The organism is Marinomonas shanghaiensis, assembly GCF_003259175.1.
GTDB classification, from domain to species: Bacteria; Pseudomonadota; Gammaproteobacteria; order Pseudomonadales; family Marinomonadaceae; genus Marinomonas; species Marinomonas shanghaiensis.
The window spans coordinates 63,227-85,073 of record NZ_QGOK01000021.1 but is presented as its reverse complement, the minus strand read 5'-3'; the positions used below and the strand labels follow the sequence as shown (position 1 = coordinate 85,073).

At 43.9% G+C, this 21,847-nt stretch carries 23 protein-coding genes; 10 read left to right on the top strand and 13 right to left on the bottom strand.

The window, feature by feature from the left end:
• Positions 1-61: 61 nt before the first annotated feature.
• Both yjeH and luxS read left to right on the top strand, forming a co-directional pair.
• Positions 62-1,339 (top strand): L-methionine/branched-chain amino acid transporter, encoded by a 1,278-nt coding sequence (gene yjeH, locus DKT73_RS16370; protein WP_111639630.1) that lies wholly within the window; start codon positions 62-64, stop codon positions 1,337-1,339.
• Between the two features lie 64 nt (positions 1,340-1,403).
• Positions 1,404-1,916 carry an S-ribosylhomocysteine lyase gene (gene luxS / locus DKT73_RS16365; protein WP_111607974.1) on the top strand — a complete coding sequence of 171 codons (513 nt, stop codon included), beginning with the start codon at positions 1,404-1,406 and terminating at the stop codon, positions 1,914-1,916.
• Between the two features lie 78 nt (positions 1,917-1,994).
• Here luxS and DKT73_RS16360 read toward each other — a convergent pair whose 3' ends face one another.
• Positions 1,995-2,630, bottom strand: coding sequence for a LysE family translocator (locus DKT73_RS16360; RefSeq protein ID WP_111607975.1), 636 nt, complete (start codon positions 2,628-2,630; stop codon positions 1,995-1,997).
• A gap of 310 nt (positions 2,631-2,940) precedes the next feature.
• Here DKT73_RS16360 and DKT73_RS16355 point away from each other — a divergent pair, with 310 nt between their 5' ends.
• Positions 2,941-3,822, top strand: coding sequence for a DMT family transporter (locus DKT73_RS16355; protein ID WP_111639621.1), 882 nt, complete (start codon positions 2,941-2,943; stop codon positions 3,820-3,822).
• Here the strand turns inward: DKT73_RS16355 and DKT73_RS16350 are convergent.
• From DKT73_RS16350 to DKT73_RS16340, 3 genes are all read right to left on the bottom strand, one after another.
• Positions 3,819-4,280 (bottom strand): Lrp/AsnC family transcriptional regulator, encoded by a 462-nt coding sequence (locus DKT73_RS16350; protein WP_111639620.1) that lies wholly within the window; start codon positions 4,278-4,280, stop codon positions 3,819-3,821. The genes DKT73_RS16355 and DKT73_RS16350 overlap by 4 nt on opposite strands.
• Positions 4,281-4,378: 98 nt before the next feature.
• Positions 4,379-4,870 carry an acetolactate synthase small subunit gene (gene ilvN, locus DKT73_RS16345; protein WP_111607978.1) on the bottom strand — a complete coding sequence of 164 codons (492 nt, stop codon included), beginning with the start codon at positions 4,868-4,870 and terminating at the stop codon, positions 4,379-4,381.
• 1 nt (position 4,871) lies between these two features.
• Positions 4,872-6,584, bottom strand: a complete 1,713-nt coding sequence (locus DKT73_RS16340) for an acetolactate synthase 3 large subunit (protein ID WP_111639619.1) — start codon at positions 6,582-6,584, stop codon at positions 4,872-4,874.
• Positions 6,585-7,022: 438 nt separating this feature from the next.
• Between DKT73_RS16340 and DKT73_RS16335 the strand changes: the two genes are divergently transcribed.
• Together DKT73_RS16335 and queG are read left to right on the top strand one after the other, a co-directional pair.
• On the top strand, positions 7,023-7,283 hold the full coding sequence (locus DKT73_RS16335; RefSeq protein ID WP_012069032.1) for a hypothetical protein: 261 nt from the start codon (positions 7,023-7,025) through the stop codon (positions 7,281-7,283).
• Positions 7,284-7,343: 60 nt separating this feature from the next.
• A complete protein-coding gene (gene queG / locus DKT73_RS16330; protein WP_111639618.1) occupies positions 7,344-8,417 on the top strand; it encodes a tRNA epoxyqueuosine(34) reductase QueG in 1,074 nt (357 codons plus the stop codon).
• 3 nt (positions 8,418-8,420) lie between these two features.
• Here the strand turns inward: queG and DKT73_RS16325 are convergent, their stop codons facing one another.
• Positions 8,421-9,278, bottom strand: coding sequence for an acyl-CoA thioesterase domain-containing protein (locus DKT73_RS16325; protein WP_111639617.1), 858 nt, complete (start codon positions 9,276-9,278; stop codon positions 8,421-8,423).
• A gap of 177 nt (positions 9,279-9,455) precedes the next feature.
• Here DKT73_RS16325 and moaA point away from each other — a divergent pair, with 177 nt between their 5' ends.
• The 4 genes from moaA (at position 9,456) to DKT73_RS16305 (ending at position 12,717) form a co-directional block, all read left to right on the top strand.
• Entirely contained in the window at positions 9,456-10,451 is a 996-nt protein-coding gene (gene moaA / locus DKT73_RS16320) for a GTP 3',8-cyclase MoaA (RefSeq protein WP_111639616.1), read from the top strand.
• Positions 10,452-10,464: 13 nt separating this feature from the next.
• Entirely contained in the window at positions 10,465-11,001 is a 537-nt protein-coding gene (gene moaB / locus DKT73_RS16315) for a molybdenum cofactor biosynthesis protein B (protein WP_111639615.1), read from the top strand.
• 5 nt (positions 11,002-11,006) lie between these two features.
• On the top strand, positions 11,007-12,200 hold the full coding sequence (locus DKT73_RS16310) for a molybdopterin molybdotransferase MoeA (RefSeq protein ID WP_111639614.1): 1,194 nt from the start codon (positions 11,007-11,009) through the stop codon (positions 12,198-12,200).
• Between the two features lie 88 nt (positions 12,201-12,288).
• The gene (locus DKT73_RS16305) at positions 12,289-12,717 is read left to right on the top strand and encodes a hypothetical protein (RefSeq protein WP_111639613.1); all 429 of its coding nucleotides are present in this window, start codon (positions 12,289-12,291) and stop codon (positions 12,715-12,717) included.
• A gap of 17 nt (positions 12,718-12,734) precedes the next feature.
• On the opposite strand, the gene DKT73_RS16300 is transcribed toward DKT73_RS16305, so the two are convergent.
• Positions 12,735-13,706 carry a LysR family transcriptional regulator gene (locus tag DKT73_RS16300; protein ID WP_111639612.1) on the bottom strand — a complete coding sequence of 324 codons (972 nt, stop codon included), beginning with the start codon at positions 13,704-13,706 and terminating at the stop codon, positions 12,735-12,737.
• Between the two features lie 48 nt (positions 13,707-13,754).
• A complete protein-coding gene (gene serB / locus DKT73_RS16295; RefSeq protein WP_111639611.1) occupies positions 13,755-14,672 on the bottom strand; it encodes a phosphoserine phosphatase SerB in 918 nt (305 codons plus the stop codon).
• Between the two features lie 257 nt (positions 14,673-14,929).
• On the opposite strand from serB, the gene DKT73_RS16290 reads away from it, so the two are divergent.
• Positions 14,930-16,354: an AhpA/YtjB family protein gene (locus DKT73_RS16290; RefSeq protein WP_111639610.1), complete on the top strand. Its 1,425-nt coding sequence runs from the start codon at positions 14,930-14,932 to the stop codon at positions 16,352-16,354.
• A gap of 131 nt (positions 16,355-16,485) precedes the next feature.
• On the opposite strand, the gene rpoS is transcribed toward DKT73_RS16290, so the two are convergent.
• The 6 genes from rpoS to truD all read right to left on the bottom strand — a co-directional run bounded on the left by rpoS (position 16,486) and on the right by truD (position 21,827).
• Positions 16,486-17,490 carry an RNA polymerase sigma factor RpoS gene (gene rpoS, locus DKT73_RS16285; protein ID WP_111639609.1) on the bottom strand — a complete coding sequence of 335 codons (1,005 nt, stop codon included), beginning with the start codon at positions 17,488-17,490 and terminating at the stop codon, positions 16,486-16,488.
• Between the two features lie 26 nt (positions 17,491-17,516).
• Positions 17,517-18,293: a peptidoglycan DD-metalloendopeptidase family protein gene (locus DKT73_RS16280; protein ID WP_232827911.1), complete on the bottom strand. Its 777-nt coding sequence runs from the start codon at positions 18,291-18,293 to the stop codon at positions 17,517-17,519.
• Between the two features lie 140 nt (positions 18,294-18,433).
• Positions 18,434-19,354, bottom strand: coding sequence for a DUF368 domain-containing protein (locus tag DKT73_RS16275; RefSeq protein WP_111639608.1), 921 nt, complete (start codon positions 19,352-19,354; stop codon positions 18,434-18,436).
• Entirely contained in the window at positions 19,347-20,012 is a 666-nt protein-coding gene (locus DKT73_RS16270) for a protein-L-isoaspartate(D-aspartate) O-methyltransferase (RefSeq protein ID WP_111639607.1), read from the bottom strand. Before DKT73_RS16270 ends, DKT73_RS16275 begins: the two co-directional genes overlap by 8 nt.
• Positions 20,009-20,755, bottom strand: a complete 747-nt coding sequence (gene surE, locus DKT73_RS16265; protein WP_111639606.1) for a 5'/3'-nucleotidase SurE — start codon at positions 20,753-20,755, stop codon at positions 20,009-20,011. Before surE ends, DKT73_RS16270 begins: the two co-directional genes overlap by 4 nt.
• A complete protein-coding gene (gene truD, locus DKT73_RS16260) occupies positions 20,733-21,827 on the bottom strand; it encodes a tRNA pseudouridine(13) synthase TruD (RefSeq protein ID WP_111639605.1) in 1,095 nt (364 codons plus the stop codon). Before truD ends, surE begins: the two co-directional genes overlap by 23 nt.
• Positions 21,828-21,847 lie beyond the last annotated feature (20 nt).

Genomic DNA, 21,847 nt, shown 5'->3' with positions numbered 1-21,847 from the left:
TTATTTTATCCTTAGCGACAATAAAAAACAGCCACTGAATTTAACAAGTAAAGGCAAACAAATGACGCAATATCAAAAAACTCTCGGCCCGCTTCAAGGTATAGCAATGACAGTAACCACTTTTATTGGTACAGGACTGATGATTTTGCCCGCCATGTCTGTAGCTGAGGCGGGATCCTTTGCATTTTATGCATGGCTAATAACCGCAGCAATGATTATTCCAATAGCCTTTATCTTTGCACTGCTTGGTTCTAAATACCCTTCCGCTGGCGGTGCCTCCCACTATATAGGTCGAGCATTCGGAGCAAAATACGAAAAGGCCGTCGGCTGGTTATTTCTCAGTATTTTACTCGTTGGTCCCGCTGTCGCGATAAAAGTGGCGGCCGCATACCTCACTATTATTTTCAAAACATCGGATCAATGGATTCTATTTTTTAGCCTACTGACACTTACCGGCATGCTTTTATTTGCTGTGGTTGGAATGCAAACATCCGCACGATTTCAAACAGGTATCGTCATTATCATGATACTCACCATTTTATGGTTATGCTTTATTGGTGATATTTCTGCCAGCCGCCAAGTAATAGAGGCCCCTACAACATTGTCTCAGTGGCAGCAAACCTTATATGCCACCGGAGTGATTTTTTGGTGTTTTTTAGGCATAGAGGTAATGGCTCATATGGGCGCTGAGTTCAAAAACCCAACGCGTGATTTCCCTATAGCGCTTCTTGGCGGTATCACCATCGTTATTTTATCCTATCTGAGCCTAGTGCTATTAATCGCTTGGCACCACACCTATGGCGACGAAGTTACCAATAGTCAATCACTCGCATTATTAGTCAGTAAACTGATGGGAGAAACCAGCAGTCGACTCTTTGCTGTTGGCGCTTACATTATCGCTTTCGCCAACGTGGCTATTTATATTTTAGGCTTCTCTCGCATGGTGCAATCTATGGCTCAACAAGGAGCACTACCATCCATCTTTATTCGCCTTAATCAACGAGGGGCACCAGAAAAAGCGGTTTTCCTTGTTGGCGTCATTACCCTCTCCTCTATTTTATTGTCAGAACTTTCAGGCTGGAAAATGTCATGGTTCATTGAAATGACAAACGGTAGTTTCTTGCTTATCTACACCCTCACCTGTATTGCGGCCTTAAAATTAGTCAATCGTGTCGCCCAACTCTTAGCCATGATCGCCCTAATATGCTGCGCCTTTATGATGTTTTTCATCGGCCAAAGCATGCTGTTCGCCGTTATCGCTTTTTGCTTGGCGCTCAGTTACGAATACATGAGATCACCAAAAAGTCCGATCAAAGGGCCAAAACTTCATGTACAATAGTGCAGATTGATATCACCATTTATGAAGCAACGACCATGTCGTTGAGTTAAGCAGGAGAGAATTTATGCCATTACTAGACAGTTTCCGTGTTGACCACACTCGTATGGATGCGCCAGCAGTACGTGTCGCTAAATCCATGTCAACACCGAAAGGGGACGATATCACCGTTTTTGATTTACGCTTTTGTGTGCCAAACGAAGAAATTCTTTCAGAAAAAGGCATTCACACGTTAGAGCATTTATTTGCTGGTTTCATGCGTGACCATTTAAACAGTGACAGTGTTGAAATCATCGACATTTCGCCAATGGGCTGTCGTACTGGGTTTTACATGAGCCTGATCGGTACACCTTCAGAAGACACCGTCGCCACCTCTTGGAAAGCGGCAATGGAAGATGTATTGAAAGTAAAATCCAAAGCCGATATTCCAGAACTTAACGAATATCAGTGTGGCACTTACGAAATGCATTCTCTAGAAGAAGCACAAGACATCGCAAAAATGATTCTAGCTCGCGATGTAAAAGTAAACAGCAATGAAGAATTATACTTAAGTGAAGAGTTCTTAAAAGAACACAGTTAAGCAATACAAATGTTTACTAGAATGCAAAAAGGTGACCTTGAGTCACCTTTTTAATTTACACTCAAAATCACCCGTTTTTTAAGAGCGCGTGGCCGTTGCCAAAAGAGCACTCGCCAAAACAAACACACTGCCCATTCCACGATTGAGATTTTTCATGCCTTTCGGGCTGCGGATCAAACGGCGTATCTGCTTGCCGCTCATCGCATAAACATAAGCCGCAATAAATTCTGTACAGCAAAAGGTTAATCCCATCCAGAAAAACTGCATAGGAACAGGCTGACTAAGATCAAGCAGCTGCGGAAAAATAGCGGTGAACAGCAATATCGCCTTAGGATTACCAATCGCCACCAAAAACTCTTGACGCATTCGCGCTAAATGCCCAGATTTTGCTTTAGTTCCTATTTCATTTTCATGCTCTTCCAGAACGATTGCAGCGCTTCGCCACGTCTTAATACCAACATAGAACAAATAAGCAACACCAAACCACTTAATGATACTGAACCAGAAAGAAGAAGAGACAATAATGGCCCCTAAACCTAACGCAGAAACGAGCATCAAAATACCAAACGCAAGATTTCGCCCTACTACCGCAATAACAGCTTTTGTGGCACCGACCTGAATGCCATTGTGCATGGAGGTAAAGTTATTTGGGCCAGGCCCCAAAGACAGCAACATTAACAACGGCGCCATTGCCAACCAAACACTGAATGTCATAGCTTTTATTTCTCTCAATAATGCGTTAGATCGACCCACTTAGAAATGACAGTAAGCTCTAAACTTTGGCGCCACTTTACAGCCAAACAATTCACCTGTCAGCCTATTTTTTAACCTTTTCAGCAAGACAAAAAAGAATATTTTAAGAGGATTAAGAATCAATTAGTTACCCTCTTTATTAATAAAGCAAAACCTTAAATTTGCTTTATTATCCAAAGCGAAGCCCACAAACAACTTTTTATATCACCTGTGGAAAATCCCCATCACTTCATAAAATAACCACTCGATTATCAATCTCCTGAGGTTAGCTATGTCTATTGCACATCTTTTTTTATGGGCCACCGCGGCTATTTGGGGGTTCGCCTTTGTCGCTCAAAGTGTTGGCATGGAAAGCCTCGGGCCACACAGCTTTAATGCGGTTCGTTTTCTATTAGCGACCTTGTCACTTTTGCCTTTGCTGTTTATTTTTAAACCTAGGCTTTCCCAAAACAATCGCACACTTTGGCTAGGTGGCCTTACGGCAGGAGGTTGCTTGTTCTTAGGCTTTACATGCCAACAAATCGGTTTGCAATACACCACTGCTGGCAACGCAGGCTTCATCACTAGCATGTATATTGTGTTCGTACCAATATTTGGACTTATGCTCGGCCATAAAACCGAAAAGCACACCTGGATTGGAGTGGGTCTAGCGTTAATAGGACTTTACAGTTTAACCGTTGGGCCAAACTTTTCTGTCAACAAAGGCGATGCCATAGAACTATTAGGCACGCTTTTTTGGACAGGGCATGTGCTCATTATTGGTTACTTATCTCGATATGTATCTGCCCTACCACTTTCCATCGTGCAGTTTTCAGTAGCAACAATATTAGCCTCTGTCACTGCTTTCACATTAGAAGCCCCCACAATGGACGGTATTAAAATGGCGTGGTGGCCGTTGGTCTATGCTGGCGTTGCCTCTTCGGGTATCGCTTTTACACTGCAAACATTAGGGCAAAAAAATGTTTCACCGAGTATCAGTGCTCTCATTCTTTCATCTGAAGCCGTCTTTGCTGTATTAGGCGGCTGGCTATTTATGGAAGAAATACTTTCAACTCGCGCCTTAATTGGGTGTGGCTTCATCATGACGGGCATGATTATTAGCCAATGGCCACGCCAAACAAAAACATCTATTAAACTTGTCCAACACCCTTAACCCCCATCAGATTCAACCCCTTTTTCAATATTGATCGGCATTTCTCGTGACACTGGGGTTGAAAGTACCATCATGGTATTGGTGTCACTCAGATCAATTAAACGATCTAACAATTCATCCAATAAGGACATAGAACGAACAGCAACACGCAGTACAAACGCATAAGGCCCCGTCACATTATGACAAGCAATAACCTCATCCAAACTGAGAACTAACGCTTTAAACTCACGTTCTTTGGTTCGATAAACCTGACACTCCACTAGAGCGGTAATCGGAATCCCTACTCTTTCTAAATTGATTTTTGCACCGTAACCCGTAATCACACCAGATTCTTCAAGCTTTCTCACGCGCTCAGCAACAGCAGGTGCCGTAAGATGAACCAGCTTACCCAGTTCGGCATAAGTTAAACGGCCATTTTGCTCCAATAATTTGAGCAGTTTCCAATTCGTTTTATCCATTTAATTCTCTTTAATCTCTATCATTTACGCGAAAAAAAACCGCGTACAAGCGCGGCTTTTTCAGTCTAACGATGGGACTACTCTAAAGCAGTGGTCGATTACAAAGACAGTGTCTTTTCACCGCGAGCAATACCAGACACACCTGTACGAACCACTTCAAGCAAATGAGCACCGCCCAATGCTTGCAAGAAACCATCCAGTTTATCTGACTCACCCACGATTTGAATCGTGTAGATAGAGGGTGTCATATCAATGATATTACCTCGGAAGATATCAACAGTGCGTTTTACTTCCGCACGCTGAGCGCCGGTAGCACGTACTTTAACCAACATCAACTCACGCTCAATATGCTGACCTTCAGTTAAGTCAACCAGCTTCACGACGTCAATCAGCTTGTTAAGCTGCTTAGTGATTTGCTCAACCACTTGATCTGAACCAAATGTCGTCAAAGTTAGACGAGACAAGGTCGGATCATCGGTTGCGGCCACGTTCAATGATTCAATGTTAAAATTACGTTGCGAGAACAAACCAACAACTCGCGACAAAGCACCCGGCTCGTTTTCCATCAGTACAGAAATAATATGTCTCATATTAGGTACGCTCCGTCTTGCTCAAGAACATATCACGCATAGAGCCACGAGGCACTTGCATCGGATACACATGCTCTTCTGGATCCACGTAACAGTTAATGAAGACCAATTGATCTGTCATCGCAAACGCTTCTTCCATCTTGGCGTCGAGCTCATCTTTGGTACGAATCTCAACATACTTATGGCGGTATGCATCCATCAGTATTTTGAAATCAGGCAAGGAATCCATGTAAGAATTTGAATAACGACCTTCGTAGTTCATGTCTTGCCATTGACGAACCATGCCCAAATAACCATTATTCAAACACAAGATTTTCACGGGTAAACCATACTGCAAACAAGTAGAAAGCTCTTGAATGTTCATCTGAATACTGCCTTCACCTGTTACACAGACAACGGTTTCTTCAGGGAAGCTCATTTTCACACCCATTGCCGCAGGCAGACCAAACCCCATCGTTCCTAGACCACCGGAGTTAACCCAACGGTTTGGCTTATCAAACTTATAGTACTGAGCTGCAAACATTTGATGCTGACCGACGTCAGACGCAACAAAGGCATCGCCTTTTGTAGCACGCCAGCAGGCTTGAATTGCAGCCTGCGGCTTAATCTTATCGCCACTTGTGTCATAACGACCACCGTGTACCAAACGCCACTCATTGATTTGCTTCCACCAGCCAACAAGCGCTTCTGTGTTTGAGCTTTGCCCTTCAACCAGCGACAGCATTTCCTCCAAAACTTGAGCAACAGGTCCAACAATAGGCACGTCGGAACGAATGGTTTTAGAGATAGCCGCAGGGTCGATATCAATGTGAATAATTTTCGCCCCGGGGCAAAACTTATCTGGGTCGTTCGTCACGCGATCATCAAAACGTGCGCCAACCGCAAGAATGACATCACTGTGATGCATTGTCATATTGGCTTCGTACGCACCATGCATGCCCAACATACCAACGAACTGCTTGTCTGTTCCTGGATATCCACCCAAGCCCATTAGGGTATTAGTAACCGGCACGTTCAAAGATTTAGCCAATTTCACCAATAATGGTGATGCGCCGCCCATAATCACGCCACCACCAGCATAAATGATTGGACGTTTAGCGGCTAACAACAAATCTACGGCCTTTTTAATCTGACCACTGTGACCTTTCGTTGGTGGGGTATACGAGCGAATTGATACCGACTCAGGGTATTTGTACTCGTACTTATCACCAGGCATAGTCATGTCTTTTGGCACATCAATGACCACAGGACCTGGACGACCCGTGCTGGCAATGTGATAGGCCTTTTTCATGATCATGGGAATTTCAGAAGGATGCTTCACCGTAAAGCTGTGCTTCACAATCGGACGTGAAACACCAATCATATCGGTTTCTTGGAACGCATCTTCGCCAATCAAGTAACTCATTACCTGACCACAAATGACAACCATGGGAATAGAGTCCATGTACGCCGTCGCAATACCTGTTACCGTATTAGTAGCGCCTGGACCAGAGGTGACAAGTACCGTACCGGCCTTGCCCGTAGCCCGCGCATAACCATCCGCCATGTGCGTTGCCGCTTGTTCATGCCTAACCAGAATATGCTTTACGTCAGACTGACGATGCAAAGCATCGTAAATATGAAGTGCGGCTCCACCTGGATAACCATAGATATATTCAACTCCCTCATCTTTGAGGAAGCGGGCGATCATTTCACCACCGGATAATAACTCCACCTTGTTACCCTCTATAGTATGTATCTGTCTTTTAATTTTAGTCTGGCTATTGTAACCGCATAAGACAAACAGATTAAAGTTGATAAAACGATGTTTGCTAAACTAACTGAGGTAACTTTTAAAAATAAGAGGCACTTATATAAAAGTAACAAACACTCAAACGCAAGAAATCGCAGTTTTTACACTGTCCGCGTTTTTTCGCGAGGAGAAGCATAAGATGACAGTATTGCGTCACATTATACTTGTGCTTATCAGAATAAATCTGATTGAGATGGGCTAGTGGCCCAAAAAAAGGAGTCATCGACAGGGTGTTGTCGAATTATATAGCGTTTCATTCTGTCTTTACGCCTTAGATTTGTCAACACAAAGCGTATAAAAACTTGCTCTAGCCCACGCTTCATGGTGTCATAGCAGCATAAATTGATTAGGAGTTCTACCATGGCTAATGAGCTTAACCAACAACGAGTTATTGATGAATTTTTGCGCTGTTTTCGTAAGATGCTTATGGATCCAGAACTCGCTGGAGAATTAGTCCGTATCGCCAAAGAAAATATCAACCAGCCAAATGCGTATCAACGCATTGCGGAAGAAGTGTCAAACCAAACCACCATTAAAATTCAGGAAGAGCACACGGAAGCCGATCGCAAATTCATCAAACTGTTGATGGATGTGGTAAAAGGCGACTCTCAGCTTTACTAGTTTTTGTTTTCTCACGCTAGGCTGACTCTCTAGCCTAGCGTCTTATGTTTCGGTACTCACTTGCTTCCTTCGTTTTTATCCAGCCCAGAAGAATTGAACCAACTTGCTGATGACATCAAATCATGGGCCATTGAGTTAGGTTTTGCTGACGCTCGTATCGTCGAGCCAGATTTGGCTCAGTACAAACAAGAGTTTAACGAGTGGCTTAATAATCAATACCATGCTGGAATGGATTATCTTGCCAACCATGGTGATATGCGTTTTTACCCAGAGCAACTGCATCCTGGAACCCGTCGTGTTATTTCGCTGAGAATGCATTACCTTCCCCAATCGGTCGAAACAGTCGAAAGACTAAAAACCAAACACAAAGCCTACATTGCGCGCTATGCATTAGGCCGCGACTACCACAAGTTAATTCGCAAACGCCTTACTCAATTAGCAAAGAAAATAGAACAACAAGTCGGTGACCACGGCTATCGCGCCTTTGTTGACAGCGCGCCTATTTTAGAAAGACAAATTGCTGAGCAAGCCGGCATGGGTTGGATTGGCAAGAACACCCTGCTATTAACACCAAAGGCAGGCAGCTGGTTTTTGCTTGGCGAGATCTTTACTAACTTACCACTCCCTGTCGACAAACCGACGGCGACCAGACACTGCGGCAGCTGTACCGCATGCCTAACTCAGTGCCCAACCGATGCCTTCGTTGAGCCTTGGGTACTCGACGCTGGAAAATGCATTTCTTATCTCACCATTGAACACAAAGGCCCTATTCCAGAAAATCTGCGCAGTAAAATGGGCAATCGGATTTTTGGCTGTGATGACTGCCAGCTGGTTTGCCCTTGGACCAAATTCGCCAAATACACGCAAGAAGACGATTTTCAGCCAAGACACAATCTCGATTCAGCGGATTTAGTTGAATTATTTGCGTGGGATGAAGAGACTTTTTTAAAAAATACCGAAGGTTCTCCTATCCGCCGCACAGGTTTTGAAAACTGGCGCCGAAACATTGCCGTTGCTCTTGGCAACGCCCCCACGAGCCCAGACATTATTCGAACATTAGAAACAGCGCTCTCTCACTCCTCAGCGTTAGTGAAAGAGCACATTAACTGGGCCTTAAAGCAACACCAGCCTTAATCTCTATTTAGAATAGCGTAACAAACCTTCCTGAGCGGTGGATGCCACCAGCTCACCTTTCTGATTAAAAATTTGCCCACGCACAAACCCACGAGCCGCATTCGCTGACGGTGAATCCGCAACATACAGTAGCCATTCATCCAATCTGAATGGACGATGGAACCAAATAGCGTGATCTAAACTGGCCACCGTAAGATAAGGACTACCAATTGAAATACCATGGGGCATCAAAGCAGTTTCGATAAAACCATAGTCCGTGGTATACGCCAACATAGACTGATGAACTAACGCATCATCAGGCAAAGCCGATACGCTGCGAATCCACATATGACGCTTCGCAATCCCTGGACGAGGACGAAAGGGATTTTGATTCTCTACGATTCGATACTCAATGGGGCGATCTGCTGTAAACAAATCTCGCACTTTGGACGGAATTTCATCCGCATGCTCTCGATAAAGAGACAACTCAGACTGAAATGACTCGGGACCTGGCACATTAGGCATGGCTTCCTGATGATCTAATCCTGCTTCGGTTATGTGAAATGACACCGTCATCGCCAAAATACTTTTACCAAACTGCGAAGCAATCACCCGTCGAACACTGAAACTCCCACCATCTCTAATCACTTCAACGTCATATTCGATAGGATGGGCTGAGTCTCCGGGTCTCAAGAAATAACAATGCAGGGAATGCGGAAACCGCCCCTCTACTGTTTGGGTCGCCGCACTCAAGCCTTGACCAATCACCTGCCCGCCAAATAATTTCGGGAAACCTATATCCTGACTACGGCCAATAAATTGAGTCGCCGAGACACGTTCTAGTTTTAACAAACCAATAAGATGATTAACAACTTGATTCACAACGTCCTCCTACCTAATATAATTCTTTTTATTATGCTGTTTTTTTTGCAACAGTCTGAATAGAAAATCTGCACAAAATACAGTAATACCAAGAATCTGATCAAAATCTTTTGTCTCACTTTGCTAAAGTGGCATTTTTTTGCTTTGATGGACACCTAGATTGTGAGGTATTTATTCTTGTCCCCGTCCGCTCTAATCGATCCATTTGGTCGAAAAATAGATTATTTACGCATTTCGGTCACCGACCGATGCGACTTTCGTTGTACCTATTGTATGGACGAAGACGTCACTTTCATGCCTAGAGACCATATATTATCTTTAGAAGAGATCATTTATGTGGCAAAGACCTTTATCTCCATGGGCACCAAGCGCATTAGAATAACGGGGGGAGAGCCGTTGGTGCGAAAAAATATCCTTTGGGCCATAGAGCAAATCGCCAACACAAACGGCTTAGAAGAACTGACTATTACAACCAATGGTTCACAGCTTTACAAAATGGCGCAGAGTCTACTCGACGTGGGTGTCTCACGTATTAACATCAGTCTCGACACCCTAAAAGCAGAACGATTTTACACCTTGACTCGTCGAGACAAGTTCCAACAAGTTATCGATGGGATAGAAGCGGCTAGTAAACTGCCGTTTAAACGCTTAAAAATTAACAGTGTCATGCTGAAAAACCAAAATGACGATGAACTTTTTGACCTAGCTCACTTTGCTTTAGAGCGCAAAATGGACATCAGTTTCATTGAAGAAATGCCACTTGGTATTATTACTGACCACAACCGAGCCGCCACTTACTTATCAAGTGACGAAGTGATAGAAACACTGGGAAGACATTATGAGCTCACACCCAGTGCGAGCACCACAAGTGGCCCAACACGTTATTATCAGGTTGCTGGGTATGACCACAAAATTGGTGTTATTTCGCCACATAGCCATAATTTTTGCGATACCTGCAATCGTGTCAGGTTAACCGCCGAAGGTCGTCTGCTTCTCTGTTTAGGCAATGAACACTCAAAAGATTTAAAAAGTGTCATTCGAGAGAGCTCTGCGGACGCCACCTCGTTAGAAAGCGCGATTATTGAAGCGCTCGCACTGAAACCTCAAAAACATCACTTTAATCTCGATGAAGCCCCGCAAATTTTGCGCTTCATGAGCGCAACCGGAGGCTAACTAAGGAATTCTCATGGCAAAAACACCAACACCGTTCCGCCCACTCAATATCAGTGTACTTACCGTTTCTGATACTCGCTCGATTGCCGAGGATACTTCCGGCGATGCACTCATTGAACTATTGACCACTGCAGGCCATAAACTCAATGATAGAAAGCTCGTTAAAGACGATGTTTACCAAATGCGCGCCGTTGTCTCAAACTGGATTGCAGATAAAGAAACCCATGTAGTTCTCATCACAGGTGGTACAGGATTTTATTCTCGTGACAGCACGCCAGAAGCCATGACACCGCTATTTGATAAAACCATCGAGGGCTTTGGTGAATTGTTCCGACAGATTTCTTATACGGAAATTGGCACATCAACCATTCAGTCTCGAGCGATTGCAGGATTAGCCAACCAAACGCTTATTTTTTGCTTACCCGGCTCAACCGGTGCTTGTAAAACCGCTTGGAATGGCATTTTAGCAGAACAGCTCAATGCCTCGCACAGACCCTGCAATTTTGTCAGCATGTTAATCGGTCCCATCACGAATCAGCACGAGGCTTAACGGATATGTCCACGTTACTCGCCTTTGAAGAGGCTCTAGAAGAAATTAGACGCAGTGCTAGTGTTCGTGTAGGACAAGAAACCATCCCCTTAGTAAAAGCCGTAGGACGTATCATTGCAGCCGATATTGTCGCGCCGATATTTGTCCCTCCTCATGACAACAGTGCCATGGATGGCTATGCGCTTGCCAGTGCCGATTGGCGTATTGACAGACCATTCAGTATCAGCCAACGCATAGCCGCTGGGCAAACACCTCAACCACTTATGCAGGGAACCTGCGCGCGTATTTTCACTGGGGCAAATATCCCGCTTGGCGCAGACACCGTGGTCATGCAGGAAAATGCCCAACTAAATGGCAATACCGTCATGTTCACTGAACGTCCTATTTTAGGGGATAATATCCGCCCTAAAGGCCAAGATATGAAAGCGGGACAAACGGTCGTGCACCTTGGCGAAAAGATTTCACCGATGCATATTGGTCTTTTATCCAGCCTTGGTATTACGAATATCACCGTCTACAAACAACTCAGCGTAGGCATACTGACAACAGGCGATGAACTTATCCCAGCGGGAGAATCACTACATACGGGACAAATCTTTAACTCCAATGGTCCTATGCTTAGCGCACTGGTGACTCAAGCAGGCCATCAAGTGACTGCTTGCCTCCATGCGCCAGACACACCGGAAGATACCGAATCCGCATTGCACACCCTCATGGCATCTTGCGATGTGATTTTATCCACGGGAGGTGTTTCTGTTGGCGAAGAAGATCATGTAAAAGGAGTCTTAGAAAAACTGGGGACCGTACATCTATGGAAAATTGCCATAAAACCGGGCAAACCTCTTGTTCATGCCACACTTAACGACATCCCCTTCCTTGGTTTACCGGGTAATCCAAGCTCTACCCTAGTCACCTATCATTGGTTCGCACGTCTCTTACTGTCTCTGTGCGCCGGTCAAATGACTGAATCACCGCAGTCCTACCTCGTAGACGCAGGCTTCAACCGCCATAAAACCATTCAACGCGATGAATTTTTACGTGTTGCTATTGGACAAGATGGTCTAGCCTATGCCCACCCACAGCAAAGCTCCGGGGCGTTATTAGCGGCCTGCGAAAGCCAAGGATATCTTCACGTTAAAGCCAATACACAAGTTGAATACGGCCATTCCTATTCTTTTTATCCTTTCTCTGGTTTCTGACTTTCCTGTTTTCATAGAACTCGCCTAAACTAAGAGCAGTGCTTTATAAAACAAAGCACTGCTTACTCTCCTTATAAGGCGAACTAAAATGCGTAACACTGAGTGGGAAAAATCTCTTTATGAACATCAACACGCAATGATCAAACGGCTTGATGCTTTCAGGAAAGCCGCAAAAACCGTTGCTTACTCAAAAGATGACATCATGATAATAGAGCATTCTTTTCAACTGCTTGTTGCTTCGATGTTAGACCTTGCTCAATACGTTTTAAAACACCATTACAAAGCCGAGATTTCGTCACGCAAAGAAGTGCTTCATGCTCTCATAAAAAATAAAGACGTCACTTATGAACAAGCAGAACAAATTCGATCCCTGATAGCCCTAAGGGATAAAATTTTAAACGATTACCTAGAAGAGCATTTTGCAGATTTACAAGAAGCTATGACGCTTCGACGTTACAGCTTAGTCGAAGTATTAACAAAAGAATGGGTTGCACGCTTGTCAAACCAAGAAGTATAAGCGTCTACACTAACGGGCTAACTTTTGGTCGAAGCATCAAGAAATGCCTTTCTTAACAAGCCCCTAAACCAAACATGAGCGGCATCGTGTTGGAAACGCTCATGCCAAATCATTGAATAATCAAATTCGCGCGTTGGGAAGGGTAATTCATACAACGCCATTTCAGATACGGTTCCAACCATATCCTCGGCAAAAAGTCTTGGCACTGTTAATAATAAATCACTGTCCATGACAACTCTTGCCGCGGGTACAAAATTAGGTAAATGCACAGCAACGTGCCGCTTATGCCCCATTTTGTCCAACTCACGATCGACTGCAAAATACTCTCGACGACCCAATACCACTTGCACATGGCTTGCCTGTAAATAGCTTTCCAACGTGAGTGCATCCTGAATGCTAGGATGACCTTTGCGAGCCAAACACACCATGCGATCACTCTTTAAACGCATCGCCCGAATGCCAGCTGGGGGCTCTTTGGACAAAACAGCGACAGCGACGTCAATGTTCGTTTGATCAAGTTCAGCCACCATGTCTTCGTTCCATGACTTAACATCCAGAATGGCGCTCGGCGCTTTTTGGCGGAATTGGTCTAAAATCTTCGGCAAGACTGTCAACGTACCAAAATCCGTTGTGGATAAGATAAAACGACGTAAACTGGTTTCAGGAGTAAACTGACTGGGTTGAATAAGACTTTCCAGGCCTTTTAAGGTATCGGCCAAAAGCGGCGCCAACGTTTGCGTTTTTGCGGTCGCGGACAACCCATGTGACGTACGGATAAACAAAGGATCGTTGAAAACGTCACGCAACCGCGACAAAGACCGACTCACAGCGGGTTGAGAAACATTCAGCCGCGTCGCTGCTTTCGTGACATTGAGCTCTTCGATTAAAACCAAAAAAACATACAATAGATTTAAATCGATATCAGACAATCTTATCTCTGACAAAACAACACCCCAGCCAAGCTTGTTATCATTATAATTGAGAATCATAACAAGCTTTTATACAGGACAATAGCGGTCTTTTAAGCGATTGAAAGATTATTCACTCGTCGTCAACGCTTGAATTTGCATGGAGGTCATCCCTAATAGATAGAGAATCCCATCTAGTCCAAGATTATTCATCGGACAAGGGGACTGCTGTCGCACTAACGGTTTAGCATGCAAGGCAACGCCTAAAGCAGCATGATTTAACATTAATAAATCGTTCGCACCGTCACCGCAAGCAATCGTCTGCTTCGGATCGATTTTTTGCGCTTCGGCAATATTCGTTAGTAAAAGCTTTTTACGCTCCCCATCAACGATCGGGCCTAAATGTTTTCCTGTTAACTCATTTTGCTGAATTTCCAACACATTAGCATGCACTTCTGACATGCCATATTCCGCCTGAACTCTATCAGCAAAATAGGTAAAACCACCCGACAAAATCGCGGTATGCCAACCATAATGATGCAACACCGTCATTAGTGTGGAAATCCCATCCATGTGCTCAATTCTTTTATACACGCCGTCCATGACATCACTACTCAGCCCTTTTAATAGGGCTAAACGCTGTACAAAGCTCTCAACAAAATCAATTTCGCCACGCATAGCGCTTGCGGTGATGGCCGAAATTTGTTGCCCAATGCCAGCCTCTATCGCTAACTCATCCATTACCTCTGCTTTAATCAGCGTAGAATCCATATCAAAGACCGCTAAACCACCAGCCTTTATGTCCAACATAGTCGCTTGATAAATATGATCAATACCAGTTTCATTCGATAAAACCAAAAGCGCGGCACGAAGATCAGCGCTGTTTGTTGTTGCAGAGGCTAGGCGTATCTGTACTACAGACACAATGTCACCTTCTTGCGTTAACAAGTGACTCGAACCCCGCAAACCTTTCTCGCCTAACCAAACAGTAAATTGATCGAGATATTCAGGGGTCAAAGACCCAATAAGGGTAATACTGGCAGACATAAAGGCTCCTCATTCGATAAGGCCGTTACTATAGCAAATCGTTTTCTTTTCGCTAAGCACCTGTTCTAATTTAAAGAATTTAGAAAATGGCCGTTATGATGTATAGAGACACTGAAATGTGCAATAAAAACGGCACTCAAAGCCATACATGAGTTATTTCGCTCGAATCGTAACAAAGTATTGTTCACAACAATAGTTGAGCAATAGTCTCGTGTATACTTGAGCCATTGTTGACGAGTTACCCCCAAAGGAAGTGAATGGACACCCAACCAAAAACGAAAGCAATATCTGCTTTTATTCGAAAAAGGCTCAGTGCCTACACCATCACTGTTGCCACTTTTATTTCACTTATCATCCTTACCGTCTGTATTTTTTGGTACACGATGACACATGCGCTCGGCAATTATTTATCTCAGCAGACCGAAGTATTAGGCAGTAGTTTGGCAACCCAAGCGGCTTTTAATGCCACTCAATCCATCTTGAACAACGACCTATTAAGTTTGAACGTATTGCTCAATCGCCTCGTTGTTGATGACAATATTTTAAGCGCTCGAGTTTACAATAAAAAAGACGAACTACTGGCAGAAGCCAATAGCGGTAATCCTAGCAACATTCCAACGGAACAAGACTTACGTCCAAACGAGCAACGTCGTGTTTACAGTTCAAGCATTAAGTTTAGAGACGAAATAGTTGGACACGTTTTAATCACGTTAGACAAAACACCAGCCCAAGCGACTTTACAACACCTCAATAATCTACTGATTGGTGTGGCCATTTTTACCAGTACTATCGCTTTACTGATTATCGCATTGATCACAAAATGGCTTTTCTCCCCAATCAATGAAGCCACTTTCGCATTACTATCTCATGGCAAAGGTCGTGAACCTAAAGCGTTAAGTTCACCCATCTACAAAGAAGCAAGACAGCTGCATGACGCTGTCACAACCATACAGACACTTATCCCTCCTAAAGAGGTGGTCGAAGACACGCCTAAAGAAGAAGATATCACTAAAGCGGCGAAGAAAGTGCAGATTGAAATCAACTTCGACGCCATTTTTGAAGAATCTAGACAGCGCAGCTGCATTCTCTACTTTGACATATTAAATTTAGAAACTTGGCACAAAGATATGACACCGCTGCAAGTCGCCAATTTACTGACGCCAGTGTATCGCGCCATGTTTCAAGCCAGTGAAATATACCTAGGACAAGTCCATCAGTACAAAAACGATTCGGCCGTGATTCTTTTTAGCGCCCTTCACTGCGAAGATAATCTCTACATCAACGCTGTCTGCACCGCTCAGCTCTTTTTAGGTTTAATCAATAAGCTGTTAGAAAACGAACTGTATGCTGACACCCCCCCGCTTACTTTCCACTTGGGACTGCACCAAGGCAATACACACATCACCAACATGGTGAAAGAAAACCATTTTGAACCCGAAAAAATAGACGCACTATTGGAGAGCGTTCACCAACTTAGTCGATCTGAAAGTGTCAACAAACTTCTGATTAGTGAGGATATTTTTACTTTACCTCATATACAAAACCGAGTTTTCACTGGGCTACCGGAAATATTAGAAAACGATGGCAAAGAGATTTTAGCCTACGAAGTGAAAGGTATGTCCGACAAATATAAACGCCAAATTCATCAACATATTATCGACATTACCGACCCTGAATCCTAAGAGCAATAGTGCTGCTAAACCTTAATAAAAAAGACCCGCCTGGGTCTTTTTTATTAACTGATTATTGAGGTTTTTCTATGTCACCTTGGCAAAGGACATTGATCGACCATCAAGAATCGTAAACAAGTTATTTAGTCTTCAAAGCGAATCACATCGTCAAGTGATAACCCTTCTTTGTCCATGATTAGACGCAATTTGCGCAGCGCTTCCACTTGAATTTGGCGCACTCTTTCACGTGTTAAACCGATTTCGGCACCGACATGCTCCAATGTGCTTGCCTCATGACCACGCAGACCAAAACGACGAGTTATTACTTCGCATTGCTTTTCGCTCAACTCATCTAGCCAAAGCTCTATACTGTGAAGGACATCACCATCTTGTCGATCCGCTTCTGGGCCTTGATGGATGGTATCCGCTAAAATCTCCACCAAGCTTTTATCGTTATCATCTCCGCCAAATGTCGCATCAATAGAGCTGATCTTTTCATTTAGACCGAGCATTTTTTGAACATCTTCAACAGGACAATCTAGCATTTCAGCTATTTCTTCCGCACTTGGCTCATGGTCTAACTTTTGCGTCAACTCACGAGCCGCCCGTAAATACACATTGAGCTCTTTTACAACATGTATGGGTAAGCGGATAGTTCGAGTTTGATTCATGATGGCACGCTCTATGGTTTGGCGTATCCACCATGTCGCGTAAGTAGAAAAGCGAAAGCCTCGCTCTGGGTCAAATTTTTCTACGGCTCTGATTAACCCTAAATTTCCCTCTTCAATTAAGTCGAGAAGAGAAAGCCCTCGATTCAAATAACGACGGGATATCTTCACCACCAATCGCAAATTACTTTCTATCATTCGCTTGCGCGCTTTAGCATCACCTTTAAGCGCAAGACGAGCAAAATACACTTCCTCTTCTGCTGTCAGTAATGGCGAAAAGCCAATCTCACTTAAATAGAGTTGAGTTACATCAAGATGACGACTCGAATCAGCCTCAGCATAACGAGCGCTAACTGCCGACTCAAACTCTTCGTCAATAAGCTCATCGTCCTCTTCGACAAAGTCTTCCAGTGTATCAAGATCAAAATCACCAGTATCCGAAATCTTAGCTGCTTCTTTATCCATATTGGCTAACTTCATGCCCCCTCCTTAAACGCTCATCTCGCTTAATTTATTTTAGGTAAAACATCTAGCGGGTCGATTGGCCTACCATCACGTCGAACTTCAAAATGCAATAAGGGCCTGTCAGTTCCTTTGCCACCAATCACAGCGAGGGAATCGCCAACCCGAACACTTTGTTGTTCTTTTACTAAAATCCTTTCGTTATAAGCATAGGCACTAAGGTATACATCATTATGCTTCACAATAACAAGGTTACCATAACCGATAAGACCACTACCCGCATAAACTACGGTACCATCGGCTGCTGCTTTCACTAATGCTCCCTGCTCCGCTCTGATGTCTATACCTTTACTACTAACGCCAGCATTTGAAAAGCCCCTAGTGACTTTACCAACCACTGGCCATGACCAATTACTCAATACTTTTTCGTCTTTTTTGTCTTTAGCAGTACTTTTAGGTGTTTTTTCCGACACAATAACCGCGCTGCTAGAAGGCACTACAGTCGGAGCAGCTTTCCCTGTTTGCGCGATAGGCGCTGTCTGTTTGACAATGACTTCAGCGTTGGGTTCCACATTATCTACAATAACAGATGATGGCTTTGCAAGACTCCCCAGCCGAATTTTTTGCTGTGGATAGATAGTGTAAGGAGGGTTAATACGATTAAATTTTGCCAGCTCTCGATAGTCCAAACCATACCGAAAAGCAATAGAAAACAAGGTGTCACCACTTTGTACTGTGTACAAGCCTGATGTTGGTATAGAAGATACACCAACGCTATTAGCGGCAGAAGTTGAACTGCTTTGTGTTGGATAATGCAACACTTCGTAGGAGCATCCTGTCAAGAAAAGACATAGCAATACCAGCCTGCTTAACAAGCAAGCAGGCAAGAAAACACCATGACTTTTTAAGACAGGACAATGAATAATGCTTTACCCCGATATTCGCTTAAATTGAATTATTACTATTTGTCTGATTTTGGTAATAATATGTAAGAAATAAGAATAACACTCAAGAACCCAACCAAAACAAACACTAAAGGCAGCAACAAATCACTTGGCCAATTAAAACCAGGCAAATCCCATGGCAAAACAAGGTGCTCTTCTAAAGGCAACTTTTTATCACCAACGGTCGTCCACGTATCTGTCACCTTCCACGGCCAAACCTTCACTAACGCGCCAAGCATAACACCCGTAAGAAACGACAAAGTCATCGATCTGGCATGATTAAGCAAATAATGTAGAACTTTAGAAAAGCTTAACAACCCAATCAATGCACCAGCAGCAAAAATAAAAATCACCGAGAAGTCTAGGTTTTTTACCGCTGATAAAATAAAGCCGTACATCCCCATCATAAGTAGCAAAAAACTACCCGAAATACCGGGCAAGATCATCGCGCAAATCGCAATCATTCCGGAGAAAAACACCATTAATAACGATGTATTGAGTTGGGTAGGAACAAGCAAAGACAAACTAGCTCCAACAGCACCCCCCAGAATCAGGCCAATAAAATGTCGCCATGAAAAGCCGATAATCTGATGAATCAAAAAATACGCAGAAGCCAAAATGAGGCCAAAAAAGAAACTCCATAAGTAACTGGGGTATTCGGCAAGCAAATGCGTTATTAAGCCTGCTAGCAGAAAAATACTGGTAACAATACCTGAACCTAGGGTTAATAAGAAAGTACCGTCAAAATGACGCCATAGCGCTTTTACATCGCATTTTAATAACAGTGTAACGCTGTGTTTATTGACACCGCTTAATGCGCTAATTAAACGATCATAGACTCCTAGAATAAAGGCAATGGTCCCGCCAGAAACACCGGGAACAACATCTGCCGCTCCCATCAATAGACCACTCAAATACACTTTCAGCCATTTAGGCATGTTCCAATCCTTCTAATAATGGGACAAAAAAAGCCGGTTCCGCTCCCAGACACTTCCAACGCTCCCCCTCTTTACGCCAACAACCTATTTGCGGAGTAGGGTGATCAATGGGCATAATTAAAATACCTTGTTGTTTAAGGCAACTGGTTAAAGCCAAAGGAATCTTGCTCGCCATCGCTGTAATAATAACAGCATCCATTTCCACTTTATGAGGCCAGCCAGTTTGCCCATCGGCAAACAAATACTCCACATTTTTCACTCCCATGGACAATAAACGTTGTTTTGCCCGCATATAAAGCCACTGTTGACGCTCAACAGTGTGAACTTTATTAAAAAAATGCGCCAAAATTCGAGTTTGATAACCTGATCCTGTGCCGATTTCCAACACTCGACCAAGACGAGCATACGTCAAAAGCCACTGCGTCATTCTGGCCACCGTTAGCGGCTGACTAATGGTTTGATTACGTCCTATCGGAAGCGCTGTCGCAGAATAAGCGAGGTGAGAAAAGGCTGACTCGACGAACTCATGACGCGGAAGGCTTCCCATCAGCGCCAATAATTCTTCGTGATTAATGCCCTGATCCCTAAGATAGTGAATCATCTTCGTTGCTTTGGGTTCAGAGTGTGAGATCAACCAATTAAGATCATGCAAGCTCATAGTGTGACAGTGTCAGTCCATCCTGTAAGAAGAGATTGAGCTCCATAACACGTCATATCGGTATGAATCGGCGTGATTGAAACGTAGCCATTCTTAATCGCACAAAAATCCGTTCCTTCAGACTCATCATGAGGCCCTGATAAGGCGCCAATCCAAAAACTGGGTAATCCCCTAGGGTGTTGAGCTGAAACGGGAGCTTGAGCCTTATGACGATAACCAAGGCGTGTTACCTGTATACCTTTCAGCTCATCATAAGGCATGTCTGGCACGTTCACATTCAATAAAATACCAACTGGCAAAGTCAGCGTATGAGCATCTTTTAATAACTGCATAACCACTTTTGCGGCCGTATCAAAATGTTGACTTCCTACCAAAGAAACAGCCAAAGCAGGACGCCCTAAATGACGAGCCTCCATCGCAGCGGCAACCGTACCGGAATAAATAACATCATCCCCCAAATTTGCGCCATGATTAATACCCGATACGACCAAATCAACGTCACCCTCAATGACACCAGACAAGGCAAGGTTAACGCAATCTGTGGGGGTCCCATCCACTCTATATTGATGAGCGGCAACGTTAACGGGCTGCACAGGGCGAGTTAACGTCAACGAATTACTCGCTCCACTACGGTTACGATCGGGAGCAACCACTAGAATCGCGTATTCTTGCTGTAAATATCGAGCCAGTGTTTGTATACCAACGGCATCTAGGCCATCATCATTGGCGATCAAAATTCTCATGGTATTTCTCAGCTGACTTGTCCGTAAAATCTATCATCTCACGCAAAATACTCGTGGCAAAACAACCTTTGGTTAAAGAGAACTCAACGATCAATTGCGCCCCCTTTCCCTCCTCTCTTAGCAATTCCCACGCCATGTTCATGGGCACAAGACGCGCCAATCGACTGTCTCTAGAAAGGTCAAAGGCAATCAAAGCCTCGACCAACGCCGTGCTATCAGACAAAGAATGTTTCATCACGAGTTCTCGTTGAGCGCCTGTCCCCGCCTCCCAACCTTCGCTGATCATAGGCAGAACAGGGCTTATATGACCTCGCAGCACACTTAAGTGCATGAGCGCGCCCACTTCTTTTACTCGAAATTGCTCATCCTTATGCTGAAATTGAGCGATGTCACCATCGCATAAACGCATCCACATACCATTTTCGACCTGATCACTTAGCGCCTCATTGAAACACCAAGAACGAATAGCCGATAACCAAAAAGATTCTGTCTTTGATAACTTGCGGCGACTTTGCCGCCCTTTTAAGACAAAATCTTTGCCGTTGTGCAAATTATTACCGTTTATACCGAAACGTTGAGGACCGTAATAATTAGGCACGCCAGCCTGCTTTATCAAATTTAGACGGCCTTCTAGCTCATCCAAATCCCCATGAATTTCACGCAGTCGAATCACAAAACGATTCGCTAAATGTGTGCCTGTACGAAGCTTTTTCGAATGGCGCAGTTGCGCCACTACACGGACATTTTCAGGCTCTCTAAAGGCGGCCTGAATAGTCGAAAAATCTGGTTCACGGTTCAAAACATGTAAACAAAACCATTGGCGTGTACAAGCATGACGGTCTTTCACGCCACTGTAAGTCACTTTATCAGGAGCAATGCCTGCCATCTGAGCCAAACGTTTGGCAAGAAAATCGGTATTGATGCCCTCTTTCTCGATAAAGACAAAACAAAACTCTCCTTTACCATCAGGCTCAAAACCCAACTGCTCTTCGACATAGAAGTCTTGTACGTGGGTTTTCAAATCCCCAGTCACAGTCGGCTTAGACCAAGCATATCGCCATTCGGTATTCATACATTACCTTGAATAAAATA

Bases quoted from the DNA above. Each gene is read 5' to 3' on its own strand.
- DKT73_RS16305 (WP_111639613.1), top strand. From the start codon at position 12,289: ATGCGTAACACTGAGTGGGAAAAATCTCTTTATGAACATCAACACGCA.
- DKT73_RS16360 (WP_111607975.1), bottom strand. From the start codon at position 2,630: ATGACATTCAGTGTTTGGTTGGCAATGGCGCCGTTGTTAATGTTGCTG.
- yjeH (WP_111639630.1), top strand. From the start codon at position 62: ATGACGCAATATCAAAAAACTCTCGGCCCGCTTCAAGGTATAGCAATG.
- DKT73_RS16290 (WP_111639610.1), top strand. From the start codon at position 14,930: ATGGACACCCAACCAAAAACGAAAGCAATATCTGCTTTTATTCGAAAA.
- DKT73_RS16310 (WP_111639614.1), top strand. From the start codon at position 11,007: ATGTCCACGTTACTCGCCTTTGAAGAGGCTCTAGAAGAAATTAGACGC.
- DKT73_RS16335 (WP_012069032.1), top strand. From the start codon at position 7,023: ATGGCTAATGAGCTTAACCAACAACGAGTTATTGATGAATTTTTGCGC.
- DKT73_RS16270 (WP_111639607.1), bottom strand. From the start codon at position 20,012: ATGAGCTTGCATGATCTTAATTGGTTGATCTCACACTCTGAACCCAAA.
- DKT73_RS16350 (WP_111639620.1), bottom strand. From the start codon at position 4,280: ATGGATAAAACGAATTGGAAACTGCTCAAATTATTGGAGCAAAATGGC.
- DKT73_RS16275 (WP_111639608.1), bottom strand. From the start codon at position 19,354: ATGCCTAAATGGCTGAAAGTGTATTTGAGTGGTCTATTGATGGGAGCG.
- rpoS (WP_111639609.1), bottom strand. From the start codon at position 17,490: ATGAAGTTAGCCAATATGGATAAAGAAGCAGCTAAGATTTCGGATACT.
- ilvN (WP_111607978.1), bottom strand. From the start codon at position 4,870: ATGAGACATATTATTTCTGTACTGATGGAAAACGAGCCGGGTGCTTTG.
- DKT73_RS16355 (WP_111639621.1), top strand. From the start codon at position 2,941: ATGTCTATTGCACATCTTTTTTTATGGGCCACCGCGGCTATTTGGGGG.
- DKT73_RS16300 (WP_111639612.1), bottom strand. From the start codon at position 13,706: ATGATTCTCAATTATAATGATAACAAGCTTGGCTGGGGTGTTGTTTTG.
- surE (WP_111639606.1), bottom strand. From the start codon at position 20,755: ATGAGAATTTTGATCGCCAATGATGATGGCCTAGATGCCGTTGGTATA.
- serB (WP_111639611.1), bottom strand. From the start codon at position 14,672: ATGTCTGCCAGTATTACCCTTATTGGGTCTTTGACCCCTGAATATCTC.
- luxS (WP_111607974.1), top strand. From the start codon at position 1,404: ATGCCATTACTAGACAGTTTCCGTGTTGACCACACTCGTATGGATGCG.
- truD (WP_111639605.1), bottom strand. From the start codon at position 21,827: ATGAATACCGAATGGCGATATGCTTGGTCTAAGCCGACTGTGACTGGG.
- moaB (WP_111639615.1), top strand. From the start codon at position 10,465: ATGGCAAAAACACCAACACCGTTCCGCCCACTCAATATCAGTGTACTT.